Below are 24,524 nucleotides of genomic sequence, written 5' to 3' on the forward strand. Positions count from 1 at the left end.
TAAGTCAAATCGATGATTTTAGTTACGCATGCACAATCACATTGCGCAGCGAGCCAATACCATCTACGTGTACAATCGCTTCGTCACCAGCTCGCAAAGTTCCAGCTGGGTACGGAGTTCCTGTCAAAATCACATCTCCCGGAAGAAGCGTTGAGAAGCTTGAAATCGCAGCAATTTGCTCAGGAATACTGTGAATAAGTCGAGCTGTAGTGCCGTCAGCTTCCGGCACATTTTCACCATTAAGCGTAAACGAAATATGTGCATCGCGCCAATTTAGCTCGGTTGTAATCCAAGGTCCAAGCGGGCAAGAAGTGTCGAAGCCCTTTGCGCGCGTCCACATTGGGTCGCTTCCTGCGCAATCTCGCAAAGTTACGTCGTTTACGCACGTAAAACCAAAAACGTAATTCATTGCGGTATCTGCCGTTACGTTTTTGGCGATTTTGCCCATAACAACTGCCACTTCTGGCTCAAAATTCATATCGTTTGAGCAAGCAGGAATCACAATCGGATCGTCTGGACCAATTACAGAAGTGCTTGGCTTTGTAAAGATCACCATGTCTGCAGCAGTATGCGAAGAAGCTGCAGAAGAAGTAGCGCGCTCGTCATCGGAACGAGTATCGTAATTTTTTGCCAATCCGTACACTTTTGACGGAATTACAGGCACAAGCAAGCGCACGCCATCGGCGTCTAACGCGTAACGTTTACCAGTTGGCTTAACTCCTTGTGGACTTAAAGGATGACCTTCAAGCGCTACTAAATAATCTTTACCGTCGGTTTCGTCTTTTTGAACGAAAGCGTATTGCGGAACTTCATTATATGAAAAACGTGCAATTCTCATGTTTTTAAGATTACGACATATTTACTACTTAATTAAATTATCTGCGTAAATTATTTGCGATTGAAAGTTCTTGAAAACAAAACTTGAGTCTAGTACACTCAAGTTTTAGGAATAAAGTTATAGGAAAATCTGTTATACGTATCAGATACATGAAAGTGAAAGCTCGTTAGAACTCGAAAGTATTGTCAAAAAGCTTGAAGTTGCAACGAAAGTTGCAATAAAAATTGCAATAAAAGTTGCAGCGATTTGACTTAACTGAAATGGTTTCTACAGCTTTCGTGGAAATGAGGTAGATATGGAACAAAAGTTTACAACCTTAGCGCAAGACGCATTAAGTGATGCTGTGCAAAGTGCAGCGGCTGCTGGCAATGCGCAAGTAGATACGTTACATTTGGCAGATGCTTTACTTCGTCAAGAGCAGGGCGTCGTTCGCGCGCTTATTGCGCAAACGGGGGCAGATGCGCAACAAATCGGTGCTGAAATTCGCAACGCATTAGTGGCATTGCCTTCATCTACTGGCTCAACTACAACTAAGCCAGATGCAAGTCGTCAGCTTTTGGCTGCGCTAAGCCAGGCAGAAAAAGAGATGCACGCAATGGGAGACGAATACGTTTCTACGGAGCACATGCTTATTGGCATAGTTGCAAGCGCGCCGAATGCTGTTGCGGATATTTTCAAAAAGCACAACGTTTCCGCAGACGCGTTGCGAAAAGCTGTGCCAACTGTACGCGGTGGCGCAAAAGTGACAAGTCCGGATGCTGAAGGTAACTACAAAGCGCTTGAAAAGTATTCTGTTGATATGACTGCGCGCGCTCGTGAGGGAAAGCTTGATCCAGTAATTGGACGCGATCAGGAGATTCGCCGCGTGATTCAGATTCTTTCTCGCCGCACGAAGAATAATCCTGTGCTAATTGGCGAGCCGGGCGTTGGTAAAACGGCAGTTGTAGAAGGATTAGCTCAGCGAATCGTTGCAGGGGATGTGCCTATGACTTTGCAAAACAAGCGTCTTATCAGTCTTGACTTGGCTTCGATGGTTGCAGGTTCGAAGTATCGCGGCGAGTTTGAGGAACGCTTGAAGGCAGTGTTGAAGGAAATTCAACAATCAGACGGTCAAATTATTACGTTTATTGACGAAATTCACACTGTTGTTGGCGCGGGATCTGCAGAAGGTTCAATGGATGCTGGCAATATGCTTAAGCCAATGCTTGCGCGCGGTGAGCTGCGCTTGGTTGGCGCGACTACGCTTAACGAGTATCGTGAGCATATTGAAAAGGATTCTGCGCTTGAACGCAGATTCCAGCAAGTGTTTGTTGGCGAGCCGTCTGTTGAAGATACTGTGACGATTTTGCGCGGACTTAAGCAACGTTACGAAGCACACCACAAGGTGACGATTAGTGACGATGCAATCGTAGCTGCAGCAACGCTTTCAAACCGCTATATTACCGGTCGTCAGCTTCCAGATAAGGCGATTGATTTGGTGGATGAAGCGGCAGCTCACTTGCGTATGGAGCTTGATTCTCAGCCAGAAGAAATCGACGAATTGCAGCGCAAAGTTACGCGTCTTGAAATGGAGGAAATGCAATTAAAGAAAGCGGAAGATGCTGCTGCTAAAGAACGCTTAGAAAAGTTGCAAGAAGAATTAGCTAACTCGCGTGAAAAGCTTACTGGATTGAAAGCGCGTTGGGATGCTGAAAAGGCTGGTCATAACAAGGTTGGTGATTTGCGAGCGCAACTCGACGCTAAGCGCGTAGAAGCCGACAAATTCACGCGTGAAGGCAATTTGGAACAAGCAAGCCGTATTTTGTATGGCGAAATTCCAAGCATTCAAAAAGCTTTGGAAGAAGCGGAGTCCGAGGCTGCTAATGCTAAGAGTGAAGCGAAAGAGCCGATGGTTCCAGACCAGGTTGATGCTGATTCTATTGCAGGAGTCGTTAGCGAATGGACGGGCATTCCTGTTGGTCGCTTGATGCAAGGCGAAAATGAGAAGCTGCTCAACATGGAAAAGGAGCTTTCTAAGCGTGTGGTTGGTCAAAGTGAAGCAATTCAGGCTATAGCGGATGCTGTGCGCAGAAGCCGCGCTGGAATTGCAGACCCTAATCGCCCAACTGGTTCCTTCTTGTTCTTGGGTCCTACTGGCGTTGGTAAGACGGAGCTTGCGAAGGCTCTTGCTGACTTTTTGTTTGACGACGAGCGTGCAATGGTTCGCATTGATATGAGCGAGTACATGGAAAAGGCTTCCGTTTCGCGTCTAATCGGTGCTGCTCCTGGTTACATTGGCTACGAGGAAGGCGGCCAACTTACTGAAGCCGTGCGTAGGCGCCCGTATTCTGTAGTGCTTTTTGACGAAGTTGAGAAGGCACATCCAGAAGTATTCGACGTTTTGTTGCAGGTTTTGGACGATGGTCGTTTGACTGACGGACAAGGTAGAACGGTTGATTTTACGAATACGATTTTGATTATGACATCAAACTTGGGTTCGCAATTCCTTGTGCAAGAAGGCTTGGACGATGCTGCTAAGCGCAAGGCTGTTATGAACGCTGTTCACGCTGAGTTTAAGCCAGAGTTCATCAACCGTTTGGATGAACTTGTTATGTTCCATCCGTTGAGCCGCGAAGAGCTTGGCGGAATTGTGGATATTCAAGTTCGTCAAGTGGCTGCGCGCTTGAGCGACCGCCGTATTAGCTTGGATGTGAGTGACTCTGCTCGCGCTTGGCTTGCGGAGCATGGCTACGATCCAGTTTATGGTGCTCGTCCGTTACGCAGATTGGTTCAAACAGAAATTGGCGACCAGCTTGCGCGGTTGCTGCTTTCTGGAAAGATGCATGATGGCGCTCGTGTAGTTGCGGATTGTGAGAATACTAGCGACCATGTGATTCTAAAGATTGCGTAGTGCCTGCATTCTTTAATGTAGTCAAATAAAACAAAGCGTGCTGTTTATTGGATTATTCCCCAGTAGACAGCGCGCTATTTTTGTATTAGATAATGCACGTGTCTAGTTATGTTTTAAAAGTCAACTCAATAGTGTTTAATAGAACGTATGTTCGATAATATTGTGATGCTTGTTTTAATGGTGGTTGCTGTCGTAATAACCGCCATTGTTGTGCTGGCTATTGTTAAGCACAACTCTGGAATGCAAGGCGCTAATGGCGTAAGTCAACGCGAATTTAACGAATTGCGCTCGCAGTATGAACAAGCGCGCACTCAAGCGCAAGAAAATGGCAATCAGGCTATACGATATCGCACACAAGCAGAGCAGCTTGCTGAGCGATTGAAATTTGTTGAGTCTGAGTTGTTAAAAGCGCAGCAAGCAGAACAATTGCGAGTGAATCGCGAAGAACAATTGCGTGCAGAGCGAGAAGAACGCGAACGGTTAAATCGTGAAAAAACTTTGAAAGAGCAAGGTAAAGTCTTGGAAGCGCTTGCTCCAGTAAAAGACAATCTTGAAGCTCTGAAGAATAAAGTTTCGCAGATTGAAGAAGGACGTAAGCAAGAAATGGGTGTGCTGAGCACTCAGCTTAAAGGCTTAAGCGAGCAGCAAACAAGGCTTGACCGCGAAACAAGTTCGCTTTCTGCAGCATTGCGAAATAACAAGGTCCGCGGAGCTTGGGGCGAGGCTCAGCTAAAGAATATTGTGGAATCCGCAGGCTTGCTTGAACATGTTGATTTTGATACGCAGGTTGTTGTAACTGGAGTAAATGGCGAACAGCAGAGGCCAGATATGGTTGTGCATCTGCCAGGAGGCAAAACAATTCCAGTTGATGCAAAAGTTCCATATGCGGATTATCAACGCGCTTGCGAAATACCAGATAATGCAAGTGACGAAGAATTAGCTAGAAGAAGTGAGCTTCTAAAAGCGCATGCTAAGGCTTTGCGAGAACACGTTAGAGTATTGGGAGCTAAAGCATATTGGCAGGCTTTTGAAACAGCACCAGATTTTGTAGTTGCATTTATTCCAAACGAAGCGTTGCTTCAGGCGGCTCTTGAAGCGGATCCAACGCTTATGGATGATGCTTTTGCGCAAAAAGTAGCACTCACTTCGCCAGTTACTTTGTGGGCTGTGCTTAAGTCTGTTGCGTACGCATGGCAGCAGCAAAGTCTCACAGATGATGCAAAAGAACTTTTCGATTTATCTCGAGAATTGTACGATCGCTTTGCAGTTCTTGGAGAAAATGCTTCAAAACTTGGCGTATCTTTGGCAAGAACAGTTGCAGCTTACAATAAGTTTGCTTCTTCGCTTGAGTCGCGAGTGTTGGTAACAGCGCGTAAACTTCAGAAGTTAGATCAAAGTAAAGTTATTGCTTCAATAGATCTTATAGATTCCGATAAAGCTGATGTTAAAGAGCTGAGCGCTCCGGAAGTATCAGTAGAAGATCGTTAAGCATAAAAACATTAAAGCATCAAAAATTGAAGAACTCTAACGCTAAGGAGTGCAAAAATGGCAGAATTACAAGAGGAACGCGCTGAGCTTAAACGCATGCTTTGTGCAGATATGATTGCGAAACCATTTAGTGAACTGTTTTCTGTTACATTTGCTCAGCGTGGCTCTAAGCTGGTTGGAGATGTTCTTTTTGACGCAATTGAGAAAGCTGGGTATTCGTTAGAACGCGATGTTGACGCTGTTGGCGCGTTAACTGCTGCTGCGGTGCCGATGGTTTTTGCGCTTATTCATGCTGCAGAACGTAAAGGAATTGCACTCGACGGCTTTGTTATGGATTTTGTTTTTCCTGCAACAAAAGGCCCGTCAGTTAAAGGCAAGCGAGTGCTGTTGCTTGACTCTTGGCTTTCTGAAAAATCGTATGTTCAAACTTCTTCGCTTGTGACTTTACGACACGGAAATGAATTAAGTCTTGATTTTGGCATTGTTCATCAGCAAGGCGCGCAAATTCTTGCTATAGTTGCATTAATTGGTGGTGTTGACGCCGACGAACAAGGCACAAGGCATCTTCAATTAGTAAATCCAATAAGTGAGGAGAGTACTAAAATGGCATTTGTTCAAGCTTTCGATGAAGAAGAATTACGTGCAGATGCAGATCACGACGATTGCTGCAACGACAATTGCTGTGGCGGTCATTGCGAGGTTAAATGCACTGGCGATTGTAAGCATGACGGCTGCACTGAGCCATGCTGTGAAGATAACTGCTGTGGCGGTCATTGCAAGGTAGAGTGCACTGGTGATTGTGCTCATGATGGTTGCACTGAGCCATGCTGCGAGGACAATTGCTGTGGCGGTCACTGCAAGTCAGGCTGCACAGGTGATTGCGCAACTGACGGCTGCCAAGACTAGTTGCAATTACTAGCTGCCAATACTAAGCGCAAATTAATACTTTAAGCGGAGCAAAACTCACACATGCACGAACCGAATCCAATTACTTTGGCTGCAAAAGCTTCCGATGAGCCAGAATTCCGACCTATAGGAGTTGGCCCGTGGGAAGAAGAGCATCCAGGTGAACCTCGCCCAGATAATCCAGAATCGCCAAATTATGATGCGCGATTTAGCACTGAATTACTAGACGAAGGCGACCAGCGTAACGTTTTAGACCGTTACCGGTACTGGAAAGTAGAGACCATAAAAGCGGATCTCGATTCTAAGGGCCGTCATGAGTTTGAAGTAGCTGTAGAAAATTGGACTCACGATTTCAACATAGGCTCTATGGTTCGCACTGCAAACGCATTTACTGCTAAAAAAGTGTATATCGTAGGGCCTCATAAATGGAATCGTAAAGGCTCGTTAATGACTGAGCTTTACCAATACGTTGAGTGCTGCCCAACTATTGAAACTCTAGTAACTAATTGGCGCGAAAATATGCTTAAAGAAGCAGAAGAAGCGCATCAATTTTTGCTTAAAGCACAAGCAGAAGGCAATAAAGAAGCCGAAAAAATCGCAAATATTAAGGAACAAGACGCTAAAAACGCTCGCGTTATAGCGCTCGATATTATTCCAGGTGCTGTTGCTATGGAAAACTACAAGTTCCCTAAACGTTGTCTTATGCTTTTTGGTGCAGAAGGTCCAGGTCTTTCTAAAAAAGCACTAGAGATGGCGGATGACGTTGTTTATATTTCGCAATTCGGCTCTGTTCGCTCACTAAATGCAGGAGCTGCTGCAGCTGTTTCTATGCACGCGTGGATTGCTCAGCATGCAGTACCAAATTGCTGAATCTTAATAAAATATTAATTAGAATTTCGGTAGCAGAATTTTGTCAGCAGAATCTCATCAGCAATATTAGTTAAAACGTAGCAGCTTGTACTTATAAACGCTTACATTTAATGTGTATTTTTTTTATTTGTGATATTGTTAATTTATGTTAGAATTTCAACATATTACAAAGCGTTTCGGCGCAAAAACAGTGCTTAACGACGTTTCTTTCGTCGCCGAAGACGGTAAAGTCACGGGCTTTTTAGGTCCTAATGGCGCTGGTAAATCTACCACCATGCGTTGCGCGTTAAATCTTATTCACGCCAATAGTGGCACTTCTCTTATTGACGGAAAACCTTACGCAAAAATCACATCCCCAATGACGGAAGTTGGCGCGGTTCTTGATGCAAAGTCTGCTCACAGAGGTCGAACGGCTTACAATCACCTGTATTCATTGGCTTTAACTCACGGAATATCAAAGAAACGTGTCGATGAAGTCATTGATATTACTGGTTTGACTAGTGTAAAAAATCGCAAGGCAGGTTCATTCTCGCTTGGCATGGGTCAGCGTCTTTCCATTGCTGCGGCTCTTTTAGCAGATCCGCACAATCTCATACTTGACGAACCGGTTAACGGCTTGGATCCGGAAGGTGTTAAGTGGGTTCGCGAATTATGCAAGTATTATGCAAGCGAAGGCCGTGCAATTTTACTTAGTTCCCACTTAATGAGCGAAGTTGCTCTTACTGCAGATAATCTTGTGATTATTGCGCACGGAGAAATTTTGGAGCGCACAACAGTACAAGATTTTGTTAATGCACATTCTCAGCACGCTGTGCGACTTGTAACTCCAGAAGGTGAAAAACTAAAGCAAGTGCTTACACAAAATCATCCCGAATGCAAGATTTTGCCTGATAAGCGCACGCCTCAAGACGCTCAAGAAGGCGAACTTTTTAAGGTAACAGGTTGCGAGCTCAACCAGATTGCGCGCGAAATTGCGGATAATCAGATTTTGGTATATCAGCTGAATCAAGAGCATGCTTCGCTTGAGGAAGCATATTTGGCTCTTACGCACGGTCAAGAGCAGTACGTAACAAAAGCATTGCCAAATACTACTGCTGCGACTGGAACGCAATATGTAGATGGAAGGAGCGCAAAATGAGTGGGCAAATTGAACAAGCTGTTGAATATCCGGCGAGCAATTCTTACAAAACAGGCCGCAGCATGAACGCTCAGCACTTACGCCTTACATTTATGCACACGCTTAAATCTGAAATTGTTAAGCTGCGCGGACTTGCGTCTACGTGGTGGTGCATGGCATTAACAATTGTTTTGCCAGTAATTTTTAGTTTTATTATCGCGCTTGTGCAGAAAGCAATGTCTAAAGTTGACGTTCATAACAATGGTGCAGCTGGTAGCAAATCAAGTGCTGCGATTACCGTTGGGCCGAGCGATAAAAGTGATCTTATTGCATCTCAAGAAGGCATTTTCCGCTTAGTTATTAGCTTTGCTTCTATATCTTTGATTGTTTTGGCGATTTTTGCAGTGCTTGCTGTAACCGCGGAGCATTCTACAACTTCGATTCAGGCTTCTCTTACTGCTGTACCTCGAAGGGGTATGTTCTTTACGGCTAAATTTGTTGCGGTTGCAATCTACGTTTTTGTAGCCCAACTTATTGCAATGACAGTTTCGCTAGCTGCTGCAGAATTAGCTTTTATGGGAGATAACATTTCCGGATTATCGGGAAGCAACGTGTGGAAATTGCCGCTTACTCTGTTCCTTGGCTCTCCTGCAATTATGGTTGTTGTGTCAGCAATGGCGTACGGTTTTGGCATGATTTGCAAGTCAACTGCTGGCGGAATTATGTGCGTTATTGGAGCCGTGGTGATTCTGCAGACCATTGTTAGCATTATTATGCTTGCAAGCAATTTTGCGAAGTGGACTTCAATACTTATTCAGATTTTGCCAGGCAGTGCTGTAAGCCAATTCTTAGAAGCCTCCGCTAATTCTGGGCTGCAACTTCCACCAAACGCATATGTTTTTACATGGTGGCAGTCCGGTTTAGTGGTTCTTGCTTGGGCTGTAATCATGTACGCAATTGGCTACGTTATTGAAAAGCATCGCGATATTTAAACATAGTAAGTATAAATAAAAAATAAGCCCCGTTCGATTGCAATCATTACTGAGCAAACGAGCGGGGTTTATTTGTTGCAACTATTTGCTGATACTAGTTTTAATTCTTTTTGCTAGAAGTAAAGCACCCACTGCAAATAGCACAACGGCTCAAGCAACCATAGCAATAATAGATGGCACTAATTCTGGCACTAAGCTCATTGTGCATTTTCTTGAGAATCCTGATCATCTTGTTTCTTTTTAGCAAATTGAGGATGAGCATACTCTGGTCCAATATATGAAGTATCAGGCAATGGTAGCTCGGTAGTAGGCTTAGTATGTTGTGGTTGCGCATGCCGGTTGATATTTCTTTGATTTTCATATTTTGCATAGAGCTGATTCCGGCAATATCCATAATCTCTGATACGCGACTTTTTGGAATTTTACAATATTTTGCAACGAATGTGAGCTTTTTATAGAACTAGTATTTCTATAATTAGCTTTTAAATCTAATACTTTGCCGACTGTTTTTATTGGGGAATTAAGCTTTTTGTATGGGACGCCGTCGAATAATACTTCACCTTCATTGGCTTTTATGAGTCCCAATGCGCAATATAGCGCAGTTGATTGAACCGTTAGGGCCAACAAATCCCGTAACTTTGCTATCTTCTGCTACAAAAGAAATATTATTGAGTACTTGCTGTTTTTATAGTACTTGGATATATTTTGTATCTCTAACATAACTAAATCCTACTGCGAAAAATGTAATAGAAACCCTATTTGTGTAAAAAATTAAGGACTTTATCTTGTAACTGGCTACAAGATAAAGTCCTTAATTTTTTCAGTTTTATTTATTTATGCTCAATTGCAATATGAGTTCAGTCATTCTTTACAGTTTCAGCAACGCGAGGCCACAAGGTTGTGCCCCAGTTCTTGATTGTGCGCTGACGAACCAACGGCAAATCAGTACGGTTGTACACTGTACGCCATGGTTCCCATACCAAGCCGGTCTTTTCTTCCAACTTAATGCGAAGATTGCGCACATTGCCCTTGAACTGAATCGTTGTGCTGAAGTGAGCGGTACGATACTTGCCGTTTCCTTCCCAAGCGCGAGAACGTACGTATGGAGTTCCGTCGATATCAGTGCCGTACTCATCCCAGTAGACGTAGTAGCGAGCTACATAAGCTCCACGGTGATCCAAGGTCAAATAACCGTCACGGTAAGCAGAAACCTTAGTCTCAACATAATCGCTGTTGCTCTGGAGAGTTGCTACTTCGTTATCTTTTACGAAGGAAGTAGTGTAAGCGATTGGAACAGCTGGGCTAGAGGTGCTCAAATTTGCACCTTCCTGAATCAAAGCCTTCAGCGTATCGATATTGCCGGTAATAACCTTTGCTGCGCCGTTAGCGCTGCCGCCGAGAATCACTGCAGTAACAGAAGTATTCTGGAGAATGCGATGGAATTCGGTGTTTGGCTTAATTTCTACGCCCTTAATTGCTGCTTCTACTGCAGCCTGGAAATCAGTGCTCTTGCTGGTGGTATCGAACTTTACGTACATTGAGCGACCATAAGCTACGTTTGACACGTAAACTGGTGGGCGTTTGCTGTCAACGCCACGGTTCTTCAAGCTTTCTGGCGTAGTGCATGGAGCAAAGAAATCTGCTGGGCTATCTGGAGCGTCAACGCTTACTGTGTAGTAAGTTTGCTTGAAGTTCACAATTTGAGTCTGCTTCTCACCCTTGTGTACTGCATCGAAATCAATCTTCAGCGGTACGCCAATCTTTGCAAAATCAGCACCAAACTTAGCTTTGAGCTGGTTCATGCTCTGTGCGCTTGCGGAATCATACTGCATACGAGCTGCCACATGATGGCTTGCTGCATATTGTGCATTCCACTTAGAAACTAAGCCGTTAACTGCTGAAGTAACGGAGCTCTTGGTTGGATGTTGCACGGTTACAGCACTCTCGCCGCCATGGAAGCCTGGCAAATCAATGCTCAAAGTTAATGGTGCGCGATTTGCTGAAATCAAGCTTGGCATGTTATCCATCAAATTCTGGTCAGCGCGGAATAATGCACCAGGATACACGCGATCATTGTTGGCCGAAGTTACCGACAAGTTTGACGTTGTATTGGTGATGTTCTTCTTCTGATGCTCAACAACAACGAATTCACCGTTATTGTTGAAGCTATCGCTAGAGAATTTATTGTTAATTGTTTCGCCGTGACGTGCGAGAATATTCGTTTTATCGTAATGCAAATCCCACAAGTAGTTGTTCAGCGAGTCCTTGCTAGCTGCGCAAGATGCAGCTGGTGCAGAAGGCTTTGCAGAAGAATCTGCCATTGCTGGAACTGCTAAGCATTGTGGAATAATAGTCGCGCCCGCGAGCAACAACATTGCTGCATTACGGTAGAACTTTGTGCTCTTCATATGTATCCTTCGATTTTTATTAGATTTTATTTCAAATTATTTTTTCAGTGAGATGCTGCAAATACGTGCTTCAGTGCATATATATGCTTCAGTGCATCAGCTTCAGCTTCTCACATCACACGATTATTACACACTTTTTATTTATGCGATAATTGTTTAAAATAATTTTTTAAGTTTCAAACAAAAGTTTAAATAATGCTGAAATACCAACACTTTTTTGTTACGTCAGTTTTGTCGTTTCGGCGTGTTGACAGATAAAATGAACGGATTTTACGTATTTTGATTCGTGATAATTTTGTGAAAATATATGCAAAATATTTGTGCAAGTATTATTTAGTGTTACACATGCGCAATTTTTAATTGCTTCAGTCTTAAAGAATTAATTTGTAGTACTTTCTCAATAAAACAAAATAATCAACAAATAATTCTCATAAAGCTTTTATCCACATTGCTTTTTTCTACTAACGAAGGTCACGTATCACACATATAGTTGAGGTTATGCCTACATTCACACGCGAAGAAATTGAGCATTTGGGCGTTTTATCCCAGATTGCTTTAAGCGACGAAGAAATCAGTCGCTTGCAAGGCGAATTGAACGTCATTGCAGAATCTATTAATAAAGTGCAGGAAGTTGCTGGCGAAGATGTGCCACCTACTGCAAATCCAGTGCCTTTGGAAGCTTATTTGCGTCCAGATGAGCCTGCTACACCTTTGACTCAAGAAGAAGCTCTTTCGGATGCTCCTAGAAGTGAGTCTGGCATGTTTGTAGCGCCTCGAATTTTGGGGGAGGAATAAAAACATGACTAATACTCAAGATTTGGTAAAACTTTCTGCTGCCGATATGGCAAAGGCTGTAAAAGCTAAAGAAGTTTCTAGCCGTGAACTTGTTGAAGCTCACTTGGCAGTCATTGAATCTGCAGAGCCAGAAATTAAGGCATTCTTGCATGTTTCTGCAGATATTGCTCTCGAGCAGGCAGATGCTTTTGATGCTAAGAACGCTAATGGTGAGACTGAAGGCTTGCCTGAGCTTGCAGGCGTTCCAATTGCAATTAAAGACATGATTGTCACTAAAGGCATTCCAACCACTGCAGCATCGAAGATCCTCGAAGGCTGGGTTCCACCTTACGATGCTACTGTTATTGAAAAGCTCAAAGCAGCTGGCATGCCAATTCTCGGCAAGACTAATTTGGATGAGTTTGCTCAAGGTTCTTCTACAGAACATTCTGCTTATCAAACTACTTGCAATCCTTGGGATACTGAGCGTGTTCCTGGTGGTTCCGGCGGCGGTTCAGCTGCAGCTGTTGCTGCATTCGAGGCTCCTATTGCTTTGGGTACAGATACAGGTGGCTCTATTCGTCAGCCAGGTGCTTTAACTGGTACAGTCGGCGCAAAGCCAACTTATGGCGGTGTTAGCCGTTTTGGTGCAATCGCTATGGCAAGTTCCTTGGATCAGATTGGACCTGTTTCTCGTACCGTTCTTGATTCTGCGCTTTTGCAGGAAATTATCGGTGGTAACGATAGGCGCGATTCTACTTCTATTCCAGCTCCTGTTCCTCCAATGGCTCAGGCTGCACGCGAGGGTGCTCGCCGTGATTTGAAGGGCTTGAAGGTTGGTTTAGTTAAAGAGCTTAGTGGCGAAGGCTTCCAGCCAGGCGTTGAAGCTCGCTTTAATGAGGCGGTGCAGCTGCTTAAGGATATGGGTGCAGAGGTTACGGAAGTTTCCTGCCCTCATTTCCCTTATTCTTTGGCTGCTTACTACATTATTATGCCTTCCGAAGTTAGCTCCAACTTGGCTCGCTACGACGGCATGCGCTACGGTTTGCGCGTAATGCCGCCAGCAGACAAGCCTCAGACGGCCGCAAATATGATGGCTGCAACTCGTGAAGCTGGTTTCGGTGACGAAGTAAAGCGCCGTATTATTCTCGGTACTTACGCGCTTTCCGCTGGCTATTACGATGCTTGGTATGGTTCTGCACAGAAAGTTCGTACGCTTATTATTCGCGATTTCGAAGAAGCGTTTAAGAAAGTAGATGTTCTTATTTCTCCAACAAGCCCTACAACGGCATTTAAGTTTGGTGAGAAGATGGACGATCCGCTTTCTATGTATATGAACGATATTGCTACGATTCCTGCAAACATGGCTGGAGTTCCTGCTTTGAGTCTCCCAGCTGGCTTAAGTGACGACGGTTTGCCTGTTGGCATTCAGATTATTGCTCCGCAATGCCATGATGAAAAGATGTACAAGCCTGCAGCAGCGTTGGAAGCTGCTCTCGAAGAGCAGTGGGGCGGCTCAATCTGGAAGTCGCTTAAGGCTGGCTGGCTCGATTCATTGGCTAAGTAAAGTTAAGCAAAGCTTAAGTAAGAAGGATTCTCATGGCTGAAAAACTTATGAAATACGCCGATGCTGTTGAGCAGTTTGATCCAGTATTCGGTTTGGAAACTCACGTTGAGCTTAGCACGCGCACAAAGCTGTTCTGCCCAGCAGAAGTATCTTTTGGCGGTGAGCCAAATACTCAGCTAACTCCTGTAAGTCTTGGTTTGCCAGGCTCTTTGCCAGTTGTAAACAAGGCTGCAGTTGATTATGCAATTAAGCTTGGTTTGGCATTGCATTGCGAAATTGCTGAGTGGAGCCAGTTCGCTCGTAAGAACTACTTCTACCCAGATATGCCTCGCGATTATCAGATCTCCCAGTACGATAAGCCTACTAATGGCAACGGTTACTTGGATGTTGAGCTTGAAGATGGAACCGTGTTCCGCGTTCCGATTGAGCGCGCTCACATTGAAGATGATGCTGGTAAGAATACGCACGTTGGTGGTGCTGACGGCCGTATTGAAGGCGCAAATCATTCTTTGGTTGATTACAATCGCGCAGGTGTGCCTTTAATCGAGATTGTAACTAAGCCAATCGAAGGCGCTGGCAGCCGCGCTCCAGAAATCGCAGGCGCATACATGCGTGCTATTCGCGATATTGTTCGCGCTCTCAACATTTCTCACGCTCGCATGGAGCAGGGCAATATGCGTGCTGACGTGAACGTTTCGCTCCGTCGCAAGCCAACCGATCCATTTGGTACGCGTTCAGAAACTAAGAATGTGAACACATTCCGCGGAATCGAAAAGACGCTCCAATATGAGATTCGTCGTCAAGCTGCTATTTTGAGTGAAGGCGGCGAGATTTTGCAGGAAACTCGTCACTGGGATGAGGCAACTCAGACTACTGCTGGCGGTCGTGTGAAGTCGGATGCTGACGATTATCGCTACTTCCCAGATCCTGATTTGGTTATGCTTCACATCACTAAAGAGCATATTGAGCGCATGAAGGCGCAAATGCCTGAAATGCCTCGCGAGCGTCGTAACCGTTTGCAAAGCGAATGGGGTATTAGCGATCTTGAAATGCGAGATATTCTTAACGCGGATGCTCTTGATTTGGTTGAAGAAACCGTTAAGGCTGGCGCAAGTGCGGCAGGTGCTAAGAAGTGGTGGCTTGGTGAGCTTGCTCGCGAAGCAAACACTCGTGGCGTGACTTTGGAAGAATTGCCTATTACTCCGCAAGATGTGGCTGAAGTTGAAAAGTTAATTGCAGACGGCAATCTTAACGATAAGCTCGCTAAGCAAACTGTTGCATGCGTTTTGGCTGGCGAGGGTAAACCTGATGAAGTTGTTAAGAAGCACGGATTTAAGGTTATGAACGACGACGGTGCTTTGGAAGCTGCTGTTGACGCTGCTCTTGCAGCCGATCCTGAAGTTGCCGAAAAGCTTAAGTCTGGAAACATGAAGCCGATGGGTGCAATTATTGGCGCTGTCATGCGTGCGACTAAAGGTCAGGCTGATGCTAAGGCTGTTACTAAGATTGTGATGGCAAAAATCAAAGGCTGAAAAGTGCCGTAAAGGCTGAAAAATTTAATATTTGATAACGCTAATGTATAAACGTAAAAGCGTAATCAATATTCAAAAGTAAGTGCTGCGTACTTGCTGCATGCTCAAATCAGATTTGTTTGTGTAGCAGGTGCGCAGAATTTACTATTTATCAACATTGCGAGGCATTTTTCGTCTTCGGGATTATCATATATTATGCGACATGAGAATTATGCGAAGGGCTTAATTCTCAAAGGCACAATACAAGTAGGTGACTATGCAACAAACCAATGATGGTGTTATTAACTCTCGCGAGTTACCAAAATCTATAGTAATTCCTCAAATTCGCGGAGAGATGGCGCACCTTCGTCCAGCTACGTGCAATGATTTGCAAAGAATGGATGATTTGTGCGCATTTGATGGTGCTGCAGTTATTACTGGAAAGGATGCTAATTCAGAGCGTTCTATGGTTCATTCGTGGGTTGAAAGCTCTATGCAATGGACTAAAGATAGTCTTATTGGCGAAAATCCTTCTGAATCTTGTCGTTTTGCTGGCGATGTTCAATTGCGTCACACTATTGCGTGGGCGATTGTTCCTGATGTTTTGGATGATTCAAATAACGCTTCCGGCGACATTATTGGCATGATTTTCCTTATAGATATTGACGGATGGTCTCGCAGTGCTCGAATTCAAGTTGTTTTAGGCAAAAATTATCGAGGAAGAGGCTATTCGCGCGATGCGATGCCTAGAGTTATGACTTATGCTTTTGCATCAGAGCCGACTGGTCTAGGGTTGCATAGAATTTGGGTGGGAGTTCCGGCAACTAATACTCGTTCGCTTTCGGTGTATCAATCGCTTGGCTTTGTAAAAACAGGCACTGCGCGCGATGCATTATGGGATGCCCAGAATCAAAAATATCAAGATTTTGTTGTAATGGACACTCTTGTAGATGAATATGATGCTATTCGCTCGCTAGATGCTTTTGGGTTACACGTTATTGAAGAAAATCCTGGTGTAATTGAAGCTTTGAGTGCGCATGAACATTCTGTGGCTATACCTGTGCATCGTGATAATCTTGATGAAGCATGGCCGTACAATGTAAACGTCTCTGAAGGAAGTTCATCAAAAAAAGCTTGGTGGCGCATTATAGGTCGTGGACGCAAACGTAATACGGAAGGTAAGTAATGAGCGCCGAAGATCTCGACAACTATGAAACCGATGCAGAACTTGCGTTATACAAAGAATACCGTGATGTTATTAAGCTTTTTACTTATGTTGTAGAAACAGAGCGACGATTTTATTTAGCCAATAAAGTCGATTTTAATGTGCGTTCAGCAGGTCAGGATGTTTATTTTGATGTTCAACTTACGGACGCTTGGGTATGGGATGTTTACCGCCCTTCGCGTTTTGTTAAAAATGTACGAATAGTAACTTTTAAAGATGTAAATGTTGAAGAAGTACAAAAAACAGACATTGACATTCCTGAATCTATCGCGTGATGCGCGTATGCTCAATAAGGATGTATAGGAATTGCTTACCTAGCACGCAAAGTGTTTTCGTAAAAATTTGATGTATTAAGATGGAGGACAAGTGACGGATACACAATCCCCAAAGGAATCTGTGGTAATTATTGGTGGTGGTCCGGCAGGGTTGACGGCAGCCTGGGAACTCGTTAAGGATGGCGGATCTAGCCGCTACGACGTAACAGTGCTCGAAGCCACGCGTGAGTTTGGTGGCATTTCGCGTACTGTGAAGTATAACGGCAATCGTATGGATATTGGCGGTCATCGTTTCTTCTCAAAAGATGACCGTATTATGCAGTGGTGGCGTGAAATGCTACCTCTCCAGGGTGCGCCTTCATATGATGATAAAAAGCTTGGTCGTCATCATGATTTGGAAGCAGGTGGACCTGATCCTGAAGTTGAAGATGAAGTGATGTTGAAGCGTCATCGCGTTTCTCGTATTTTCTGGAATCATCATTTCTTTGATTATCCAATTTCTCTTTCTGCAGCAACCTTGCGTTCTATGGGCTTTATCTTGACTATGAAGGTTGGCTTCAGCTATTTGTGGTCTATGATTCACAAGTTGCCAGAAACTAATCTTGAGAATTTCTACATTAATCGTTTCGGCAAGAAACTTTATTCCATGTTCTTTGAGGGCTATACAGAGAAGCTTTGGGGTAGGCATCCAAGCCAGATTTCTGCCGATTGGGGTGCTCAGCGTGTTAAGGGTTTGAGCATTGTGGAAGTGTTGAAGAACGCTTTTTCCAAGCTTTTCCCTAAGAAAAAAGGCAAGGAAAAGGAAGTAGAAACCTCATTAATTGAGGAATTCTGGTATCCAAAGCTTGGTCCTGGTCAGTTGTGGGAAACGGTTGAGCGTCGTTGCCGCGAAAACGGTGCTACTGTGCGCACAGACGCAAAGGTAGTTGCTATTAAGCAAGCAGACGGAAAGATTTCCAGTGTTGTAGTTGAAGATGCAAATGGAGAGCGTTCAGAATTGCACGCCGACCAGTTTATATCTTCTATGCCAATTAAGGATTTGGTAGCTGCTCTTGAGCAGGGTGCAAATGGTGACGAAAAGGCTGAAGTTCCAGCAGAAATGCAACGCGTTGCCAAAGGTTTGCCTTATCGCGATTTTGTGACTGTAGGCTTGCTTGTTAAGCGCGTGCGTCTGCGTAATACTACCACTATTCCAACGCTTGGTAATCCTCCTATTGTTCCTGATTGCTGGATTTACGTGCAGGATCCTGGATATAAAGTCGGACGTTTGCAAATCTTCAACAACTGGAGCCCATATCTCGTTAAGGATGTTGATAACACTGTTTGGATTGGTCTTGAGTACTTCTGCGACGAAGGCGACGACTTCTGGAATATGAGTGATGATGATGCTCGCAAGATGGCTATTGACGAGTTGACTCGTATGCAGGTTATCAATGGTGAGGAAGATGTTCTTGATTCTCACCGTGAGCGAGTTCCAAAGGCATATCCTGCTTACTTTGACACATACGCTCAGATGCCTGAATTGATTGATTATCTTGATGGCTTTGGTAATTTGTATTGTGTTGGTCGTAATGGACAGCATCGTTATAATAACCAAGATCATTCAATGGCAACTGCTATTGAGGCTGTAGAAGATATCCGAACTGGAGAAACTTCTAAGAAGAACGTGTGGTCTGTTAATACTGAAAAGTCGTATCACGAAAAGAAGTAGTAATTAATTCTCGTATAAATTTGAGCGTTTGATTTTAAAGCGCAAATAATTTAGCGATATAGCGTCAATAATACTGGGTGTTACCCAGGTTATTGGCGCTTTTTGTTTATGTGAGTAGCTCTTTAAAGGCTTTATAGAAATTGCAATAAAATACTAAATACTATGGCGCGTCGCATTGTACAGCGTCGTATAGCTGTAGTAGCATACATAATGTTCGTTGTTATGTACATATGAATTGTTATGAAATAGCAACGAGTTCGTGACGGATTTTTCCGTAATCTTCCATGTAAAGACTTGCCGGGTCTCTATTCCGTGCGAGTTAAGGAAAGGTAAAATTGTGGCAACAGGCCAGAATCTTGAAAAAATGAAGCTTTCAGAATTGAAAGATCTTGCGAAACAAATGGGTTTGCGTGGTACATCTACAATGCGTAAGCCTGAGTTGGTGGCTACACTGACGGCTGCTCGTAATGGGGGAGAAGCGCCTGCAGGTGTAAGTGTGCGTGTTCCTCGTGATGTTGTGAATGCTAATAAAACTGCAGATACTAGTACGGATATAGAAGATGTTAGGTCATCGAAAGACAATAGTGATTTAGAAGCGTTAGAAGTTTTGGTTCCCAATGCTGCTTCAGATCGTCGATATAGAGACGAAGAAGATTTTGGGAATAAAAATTATCGACGCGATGCGAATCGTAATAATACATTCCAGCGTCGTCGTTCCTCAGAAGATCGTAATGATAATCGCGATCGTAGAGAAGATGGGATGGATTCGCATGAGTTGGATCAAATTTTGGCAACATTACCTGGTGAAGATTCTCACGCAGAGGGTGAGCAGCGTCGTCAGCGTGTAGCTTCTCGTGACTTTGATAGAGAAGAACAGCAAAATCGTGCTGATCGTTTCCAGCGTCGTATGCGCGGTCGTGCGCGTGATTACGATGAGTCTCGTTCAGATTATTCAGATCGACAGAATCGTTCAGAACGCATGGATCGAGTAGAACGTGACGATCGTGATGAACGTCGTGCTGAGCGTGGAGAACGTCAAGATCGTAATGATCGCAATGTTCGTCTTGATCGCGATGCGCGTGATGCACGTGACTCTCGTGAAGAACATGATTTACGCGAGACTCGCCGTGAAGAGCCTCAGGAAGAGCTCGTACCAGTAGCCGGAATTGTTGATGTCTTAGAATCTTACGCATTTGTGCGCACTTCTGGTTATTTGCCTGGTCCTAACGATGTGTATGTTTCAATGAGCCAAATTAAAAAATATGGTTTACGCAAGGGTGATGCAGTTCAAGGCTCCATTCGTGCTCCTCGCGAGGGTGATCGCAGGAATCAGCGTCAGAAGTTTGTTCCGTTGCAAACTGTTAATAGCATTAATGGCATGAGCGTTGAAGAAGCTCAGTCTCGACCGCAATTTGCTAAGTTGACGCCGTTATATCCGCAGGAGCGTTTAAAGCAAGAAACTACTCCTAATCGCATGTTGGGACGTGTCATTGATTTAGTTGCCCCAATTGGTAAAGGTCAGCGCGGTTTGATTGTGTCGCCACCAAAGGCTGGTAAAACTATTACTCTTCAGAATATTGCAAATGCAATTACTACAAATAATCCTGAAGTGCATCTTATGGTTGTGCTTGTCGATGAGCGTCCAGAAGAAGTTACCGATATGGAACGCACTGTGCAAGGCGAAGTGATTTCTTCTACATTCGATCGTCCTGCAACGGATCACACTACTGTCGCTGAGCTTGCTATTGAGCGCGCTAAGCGTTTGGTTGAGCTTGGCCAGGATGTTGTGGTTTTGCTTGATTCTATGACTCGTTTGGCTAGAGCCTACAATATTGCTGCTCCTACTTCTGGTCGTATTCTTTCCGGTGGTGTTGATGCTCAGGCGTTGTACCCACCAAAGAAGTTCTTCGGTGCTGCTCGAAATATTGAAGACGGCGGCTCTTTGACGATTATTTCTTCTGCATTGGTTGAAACCGGCTCTAAGATGGATGAAGTAATCTTCGAAGAGTTTAAGGGCACTGGAAATATGGAATTGCGTTTGAGTAGAGATTTGGCTGATAAGCGTCTCTTCCCAGCAGTAGATATTAATGCTTCTGGAACTCGTCGCGAGGAGTTAATTACTCCAGCTGCAGATTTGCCAGTTATTTATCGTTTGCGCCGTCTCTTTGGTGGTCTTGAGGCAGAGCAAGCGTATCAGACTTTGATTCCTCGATTGAAGAAAACTGCTTCAAACCGTGATTTCTTGGCTGCCATAACTCAACAAACTGGCACTGCTACGAATAATTCTTCTTCTATGACTATTGCGTAGTTCTTATTTCGTAAGGAATTAAAATTATTGCCCTTTGGATTATCTACCAAGGGGCAATAATTTTATTTATATTTATATTCGTTAATAACTAATATTTTATGCAGCATGTAAAGCTTGTTGCGCAAGTGCAAATTTGCTTATGCGCGCTACGCCTTCTTTAAGTTCTTCTGCTTTCCCAGCGTAAGATAGTCGCACGAATCCGCTTCCTTCTGCGCCAAAGGCTTCTCCTGGCACAACAGCAACTTTTTCTTCATCTAAAAGTTTTTTGCTAAATTCTTCTGAACTTAAACCAGTTGGTCGAACGTCAACAAAAACGTAGAATGCACCTTGAGGCTCTATAAGACGCAATGCATTGCAATTTGCCAATCCGTCTATAACAAGCTGACGTTTTGCACGATATTCTTCTCTCATTTCGCGCACGTGATCTTGCGGACCTGTTAATGCAGCTACGCCGCCATATTGTGCGGTAGAATTTACAGAAGAATGCATCATTTCTGCAATTTTGCTGGTTTGCTCAATAACTTGACTTGGTGCAAGAATATATCCAATTCTCCATCCTGTCATTGCATAAGTTTTCGATAAACTTTCTACAATAATGGTTCGTTCGTGCATTCCTTCAGCTGCTGCAATAGATGGTGCTACAGCATTTCCGCAAGGTTCAGTTTCTGGATTGCTTGCGAATACGAATGGATGGTAGACTTCGTCAGAAATTACCCAAAGATTAAATTCTTGGCATAATTTTGCAACTTCTTCGAGTTCTTCTGCGGTTGTTACAGCACCGGTTGGGTTGCATGGAGAATTGATAATGATGGCTTTAGTGCGTGGCGATATAGCTTTGCGTATTTCTGCTGCATTAATATGCATTCCATGTTCTGGCTTAAGGGCTACAGTTACTGGAATTCCTTCGCACATTAGCACTTCTGCATCGTATGATGTGAAGTATGGAGATGGAATAATAACCTCATCTCCCGGATCTATTACTGATTTAATAGCTAAATATAATCCAATAGTAGCGCCGTCAACGGCTTGAATTTCTGTGTCTGCGTTGTAGTTTAAACCTTTTACTCTATTCGTATAATTTGCAGCTGCCTCGCGGAATTCTGGTATGCCTAAAACGTCTGTGTATTTTGTTTTTCCCTCTCGTAATGAGTTGCACGCGGCTTCAACAATGTGTGAGGAAGCAGTTTCGCCTGGTTCTCCTAGGCATAGTGAAATAGCGTCTGGTATTTGTTCTACACGGTCAAATACATCTCTAATACCTGAACGAGGTATTGAAATTGCATGTTTCGCTACTTTTGCCATGCTGTGCTCCTTTTTGATTGTTGGTTTTGATTTTATAAGAATAATCTTTAAAGGTTATAGGCTTCGTTTATACGCTTATTATGCGAATTGTACAACACTATTACGGCTGATGTTAAAAGAAAAATTATTTTTAACGTAATAATTTGTATTTTTTATTATTTTTTGAATAAATTTGTTCTTTTTCTGTAAAAAATACTGTACCATGAAAGAGACTGCAATGTGGCGCTACATAGATTCGTTTTAGATTCTCAATTCAGCGTCGACTGGAGAATGGAGGACGTATGGCTGGAAATCCTCATAAAGCTGAAACTAGTATAGCTATGGATTCAACTGATGCAATCATTGTTGATATTCTCGAACATGATGGTCGAGCGACGTTAACTCGTTTGGCGAAGGCTTCGGGTTTGTCTGTTTCTGCAGTTCAATCTCGAGTGCAAAAGCTTGAGCGTAAAGGTGTTATTACTGGTTATCGCGCGTTAATTGATTATGAGCGTCGTGGTTTACCTGTAAGCGCATTTGTGTCTGTTACGCCACTTGATTTTGGGCAGGAAGCTACAATACCTAACAAATTGCGTGATATTTCTGGTATTGAAGCTTGCTATTCGATTACTGGTAGTCCAAGTTTTATGCTGGTAGTGCGTGTTGCTACGCCAAGCAAATTGGAAGAACTTATTAATACCATTCATCGCATAGTCCCTGTCAGTACAGAAACAACTATGGTTCTGCAAACATATTTCGATTAAATAATATGTGTGATTTTTCTGAAACAACGGTTGACGCGCGCGATACATCTCTTACGACATGTTGCAAAGTTGCTGCCGAAGAGATTATTGTGTTGCGTCAATCTGTTGATAATTTTGATAATGCAATAATTGCGCTGCTTGCTGAGCGGTTTAAAACTACGAAACGAATTGGTGAGTTGAAGGCTGAAGCTGGATTTGCTCCTGAGGATTCTAAAAGAGAGCAGCAGCAAATAGAAAGTTTGCTAAATATTGCAGAAAATGCCGGATTAGATTCTTCGATTGCGTTGAAATATCACGAGTTTGTTGTTACTGAGGCTAAGAAACGTCATCAGCAAATGCAGTCTTGAGATTAGATATTTCTGTTATTTTAATTGCGTTGAACTATGAATCACAATCAGTTTGTAGATTTTGAAAATAGATTTTCGCATATCGGTATGTAATGTTTTTGTGCATATGCGTGGCTATCTGAGTAATAAAGGCGGATAATACAAGTATGACTATTGCAACTGTTGAACGTTATGCGCATATGCTTGATGCTGCAAGTCGAGGTGGCTACGCATACCCTGCTATCAATGTTACTAGTACGCAAACTCTTAATGCAGCTTTGCAGGGATTTGCTCAAGCTGAATCTGATGGCATTATCCAAGTTTCTGTCGGTGGCTCTGCTTATTTTTCGGGTCAATCTCTCAATAATCGTGTTGTTGGTTCAATAGCATTTGCAAAATTTGTGCACGAAGTAGCAGCTCAATATCCTAATATCACTATTGCGCTTCATACAGATCATTGTGCTGAGCAATATTTAGATGATTGGATTCAACCACTAATTTCTTATGAAACAGAACGAGTCAAAAAAGGCGAAGAACCATTATTTCAGTCGCATATGTGGGATGGCTCAACGGTGCCTTTGCAACATAATCTAGACGTTGCAGAACAGTTGCTGGATGCTTCGCAAAAATCTCGCACAATTCTTGAAATTGAGATTGGTGCTGTTGGTGGAGAAGAAGATGGGCATCGTGCTGATATTGACGAGAGATTGTATTCTACGCCTGAAGATGCTTTGCGTGTTGTAGATAAACTTGGCTTGGGTGAACGTGGCAGGTATATGGCAGCGTTTACTTTTGGCAACGTTCATGGAGCCTATAAGCCTGGCGTTGTAAAACTGCATCCTAAATTATTGCAAGAAATCCAAAAAACTGTATATCAGAACTATCAAAATATTTGTGATACTCGCACCTTTGGCGCTTCTAAAAAGCCGTTCCTGCTGGTATTTCATGGCGGATCTGGCTCTACTGCTCAAGAGATTGCTGAAGCTGTGCGTTACGGCGTAATTAAAATGAATATAGATACCGACACTCAATACGCTTTTACTCGTGCAATCGCTGGTCACATGTTCAGCAATTATGACTCTGTTCTTAAAATAGACGGAGAAGTTGGCGAAAAGAAGTTGTATGATCCTCGATCTTGGGGTCGTGAAGCCGAAAAAGCCATGGCTCAGCGTGTAGCAGAAGCTTGTGTGCAGTTAGGTTCTGCTGGTAAAGCACTGAAATAGTAAATTTTTAATTTTATATATTTCATTTTCTTATTCGGTAGGGGCATAGA

19 protein-coding genes are annotated in these 24,524 nt (G+C 43.6%); 16 read left to right on the forward strand and 3 right to left on the reverse strand.

What is annotated here, in order from left to right; all coding sequences use genetic code 11:
• Positions 1-22 precede the first annotated feature (22 nt).
• On the reverse strand, positions 23-838 hold the full coding sequence (locus tag D0T18_RS00565; protein WP_102695081.1) for a fumarylacetoacetate hydrolase family protein: 816 nt from the start codon (positions 836-838) through the stop codon (positions 23-25).
• 295 nt (positions 839-1,133) lie between these two features.
• On the opposite strand from D0T18_RS00565, the gene clpB reads away from it, so the two are divergent.
• The 6 genes from clpB (at position 1,134) to D0T18_RS00595 (ending at position 9,101) form a co-directional block, all read left to right on the forward strand.
• The gene (gene clpB / locus D0T18_RS00570) at positions 1,134-3,728 is read left to right on the forward strand and encodes an ATP-dependent chaperone ClpB (RefSeq protein WP_116440306.1); all 2,595 of its coding nucleotides are present in this window, start codon (positions 1,134-1,136) and stop codon (positions 3,726-3,728) included.
• 147 nt (positions 3,729-3,875) lie between these two features.
• A complete protein-coding gene (locus D0T18_RS00575) occupies positions 3,876-5,216 on the forward strand; it encodes a DNA recombination protein RmuC (RefSeq protein ID WP_004110078.1) in 1,341 nt (446 codons plus the stop codon).
• 57 nt (positions 5,217-5,273) lie between these two features.
• Positions 5,274-6,122 carry a type I phosphoribosyltransferase gene (locus tag D0T18_RS00580; RefSeq protein ID WP_004110076.1) on the forward strand — a complete coding sequence of 283 codons (849 nt, stop codon included), beginning with the start codon at positions 5,274-5,276 and terminating at the stop codon, positions 6,120-6,122.
• A 63-nt stretch (positions 6,123-6,185) separates the two neighbouring features.
• On the forward strand, positions 6,186-6,992 hold the full coding sequence (locus tag D0T18_RS00585; RefSeq protein ID WP_004110074.1) for a TrmH family RNA methyltransferase: 807 nt from the start codon (positions 6,186-6,188) through the stop codon (positions 6,990-6,992).
• A gap of 145 nt (positions 6,993-7,137) precedes the next feature.
• Positions 7,138-8,130 (forward strand): ATP-binding cassette domain-containing protein, encoded by a 993-nt coding sequence (locus D0T18_RS00590; RefSeq protein WP_116439814.1) that lies wholly within the window; start codon positions 7,138-7,140, stop codon positions 8,128-8,130.
• Complete coding sequence (locus D0T18_RS00595; RefSeq protein ID WP_103013765.1) at positions 8,127-9,101, forward strand: ABC-2 transporter permease; 975 nt, start codon at positions 8,127-8,129, stop codon at positions 9,099-9,101. Before D0T18_RS00590 ends, D0T18_RS00595 begins: the two co-directional genes overlap by 4 nt.
• Before the next feature lie 857 nt (positions 9,102-9,958).
• Here the strand turns inward: D0T18_RS00595 and vly are convergent.
• Complete coding sequence (vly, locus tag D0T18_RS00600; RefSeq protein ID WP_162861107.1) at positions 9,959-11,509, reverse strand: cholesterol-dependent cytolysin vaginolysin; 1,551 nt, start codon at positions 11,507-11,509, stop codon at positions 9,959-9,961.
• Between the two features lie 498 nt (positions 11,510-12,007).
• Here vly and gatC point away from each other — a divergent pair, with 498 nt between their 5' ends.
• The 7 genes from gatC (at position 12,008) to rho (ending at position 20,880) form a co-directional block, all read left to right on the forward strand.
• Complete coding sequence (gene gatC / locus D0T18_RS00605; RefSeq protein ID WP_004105888.1) at positions 12,008-12,304, forward strand: Asp-tRNA(Asn)/Glu-tRNA(Gln) amidotransferase subunit GatC; 297 nt, start codon at positions 12,008-12,010, stop codon at positions 12,302-12,304.
• 4 nt (positions 12,305-12,308) lie between these two features.
• On the forward strand, positions 12,309-13,850 hold the full coding sequence (gene gatA / locus D0T18_RS00610; RefSeq protein ID WP_102155533.1) for an Asp-tRNA(Asn)/Glu-tRNA(Gln) amidotransferase subunit GatA: 1,542 nt from the start codon (positions 12,309-12,311) through the stop codon (positions 13,848-13,850).
• Positions 13,851-13,882: 32 nt separating this feature from the next.
• Positions 13,883-15,382 carry an Asp-tRNA(Asn)/Glu-tRNA(Gln) amidotransferase subunit GatB gene (gene gatB, locus D0T18_RS00615; protein ID WP_116440307.1) on the forward strand — a complete coding sequence of 500 codons (1,500 nt, stop codon included), beginning with the start codon at positions 13,883-13,885 and terminating at the stop codon, positions 15,380-15,382.
• 256 nt (positions 15,383-15,638) lie between these two features.
• A complete protein-coding gene (locus tag D0T18_RS00620; RefSeq protein WP_012913734.1) occupies positions 15,639-16,547 on the forward strand; it encodes a GNAT family N-acetyltransferase in 909 nt (302 codons plus the stop codon).
• On the forward strand, positions 16,547-16,861 hold the full coding sequence (locus tag D0T18_RS00625; RefSeq protein WP_004105898.1) for a DUF2469 domain-containing protein: 315 nt from the start codon (positions 16,547-16,549) through the stop codon (positions 16,859-16,861). The genes D0T18_RS00620 and D0T18_RS00625 overlap by 1 nt, the downstream gene beginning before the upstream one ends.
• Before the next feature lie 91 nt (positions 16,862-16,952).
• Positions 16,953-18,572, forward strand: coding sequence for an NAD(P)/FAD-dependent oxidoreductase (locus tag D0T18_RS00630; RefSeq protein WP_012913735.1), 1,620 nt, complete (start codon positions 16,953-16,955; stop codon positions 18,570-18,572).
• Between the two features lie 337 nt (positions 18,573-18,909).
• Complete coding sequence (gene rho, locus D0T18_RS00635; protein WP_162861108.1) at positions 18,910-20,880, forward strand: transcription termination factor Rho; 1,971 nt, start codon at positions 18,910-18,912, stop codon at positions 20,878-20,880.
• A 96-nt stretch (positions 20,881-20,976) separates the two neighbouring features.
• Here the strand turns inward: rho and D0T18_RS00640 are convergent, their stop codons facing one another.
• Positions 20,977-22,182 (reverse strand): pyridoxal phosphate-dependent aminotransferase, encoded by a 1,206-nt coding sequence (locus tag D0T18_RS00640; RefSeq protein WP_004110055.1) that lies wholly within the window; start codon positions 22,180-22,182, stop codon positions 20,977-20,979.
• A 281-nt stretch (positions 22,183-22,463) separates the two neighbouring features.
• On the opposite strand from D0T18_RS00640, the gene D0T18_RS00645 reads away from it, so the two are divergent.
• The 3 genes from D0T18_RS00645 (at position 22,464) to fbaA (ending at position 24,474) form a co-directional block, all read left to right on the forward strand.
• Positions 22,464-22,925, forward strand: a complete 462-nt coding sequence (locus D0T18_RS00645; protein WP_004105907.1) for an Lrp/AsnC family transcriptional regulator — start codon at positions 22,464-22,466, stop codon at positions 22,923-22,925.
• Positions 22,926-22,930: 5 nt separating this feature from the next.
• Positions 22,931-23,272: a chorismate mutase gene (locus D0T18_RS00650; protein ID WP_004110050.1), complete on the forward strand. Its 342-nt coding sequence runs from the start codon at positions 22,931-22,933 to the stop codon at positions 23,270-23,272.
• Positions 23,273-23,418: 146 nt separating this feature from the next.
• Positions 23,419-24,474 carry a class II fructose-bisphosphate aldolase gene (gene fbaA / locus D0T18_RS00655; protein ID WP_116440309.1) on the forward strand — a complete coding sequence of 352 codons (1,056 nt, stop codon included), beginning with the start codon at positions 23,419-23,421 and terminating at the stop codon, positions 24,472-24,474.
• Positions 24,475-24,524: the final 50 nt, after the last annotated feature.

The sequence above is a fragment of the Gardnerella swidsinskii genome, from assembly GCF_003397705.1.
Lineage (GTDB): Bacteria > Actinomycetota > Actinomycetes > Actinomycetales > Bifidobacteriaceae > Bifidobacterium > Bifidobacterium swidsinskii.

Bases quoted from the DNA above. Each gene is read 5' to 3' on its own strand.
- fbaA (WP_116440309.1), top strand. From the start codon at position 23,419: ATGACTATTGCAACTGTTGAACGTTATGCGCATATGCTTGATGCTGCA.
- D0T18_RS00645 (WP_004105907.1), top strand. From the start codon at position 22,464: ATGGCTGGAAATCCTCATAAAGCTGAAACTAGTATAGCTATGGATTCA.
- D0T18_RS00640 (WP_004110055.1), bottom strand. From the start codon at position 22,182: ATGGCAAAAGTAGCGAAACATGCAATTTCAATACCTCGTTCAGGTATT.
- gatB (WP_116440307.1), top strand. From the start codon at position 13,883: ATGGCTGAAAAACTTATGAAATACGCCGATGCTGTTGAGCAGTTTGAT.
- D0T18_RS00595 (WP_103013765.1), top strand. From the start codon at position 8,127: ATGAGTGGGCAAATTGAACAAGCTGTTGAATATCCGGCGAGCAATTCT.
- D0T18_RS00620 (WP_012913734.1), top strand. From the start codon at position 15,639: ATGCAACAAACCAATGATGGTGTTATTAACTCTCGCGAGTTACCAAAA.
- D0T18_RS00575 (WP_004110078.1), top strand. From the start codon at position 3,876: ATGTTCGATAATATTGTGATGCTTGTTTTAATGGTGGTTGCTGTCGTA.
- D0T18_RS00565 (WP_102695081.1), bottom strand. From the start codon at position 838: ATGAGAATTGCACGTTTTTCATATAATGAAGTTCCGCAATACGCTTTC.
- D0T18_RS00590 (WP_116439814.1), top strand. From the start codon at position 7,138: ATGTTAGAATTTCAACATATTACAAAGCGTTTCGGCGCAAAAACAGTG.
- gatC (WP_004105888.1), top strand. From the start codon at position 12,008: ATGCCTACATTCACACGCGAAGAAATTGAGCATTTGGGCGTTTTATCC.
- D0T18_RS00625 (WP_004105898.1), top strand. From the start codon at position 16,547: ATGAGCGCCGAAGATCTCGACAACTATGAAACCGATGCAGAACTTGCG.
- gatA (WP_102155533.1), top strand. From the start codon at position 12,309: ATGACTAATACTCAAGATTTGGTAAAACTTTCTGCTGCCGATATGGCA.
- vly (WP_162861107.1), bottom strand. From the start codon at position 11,509: ATGAAGAGCACAAAGTTCTACCGTAATGCAGCAATGTTGTTGCTCGCG.
- D0T18_RS00650 (WP_004110050.1), top strand. From the start codon at position 22,931: ATGTGTGATTTTTCTGAAACAACGGTTGACGCGCGCGATACATCTCTT.
- D0T18_RS00585 (WP_004110074.1), top strand. From the start codon at position 6,186: ATGCACGAACCGAATCCAATTACTTTGGCTGCAAAAGCTTCCGATGAG.
- D0T18_RS00580 (WP_004110076.1), top strand. From the start codon at position 5,274: ATGGCAGAATTACAAGAGGAACGCGCTGAGCTTAAACGCATGCTTTGT.
- clpB (WP_116440306.1), top strand. From the start codon at position 1,134: ATGGAACAAAAGTTTACAACCTTAGCGCAAGACGCATTAAGTGATGCT.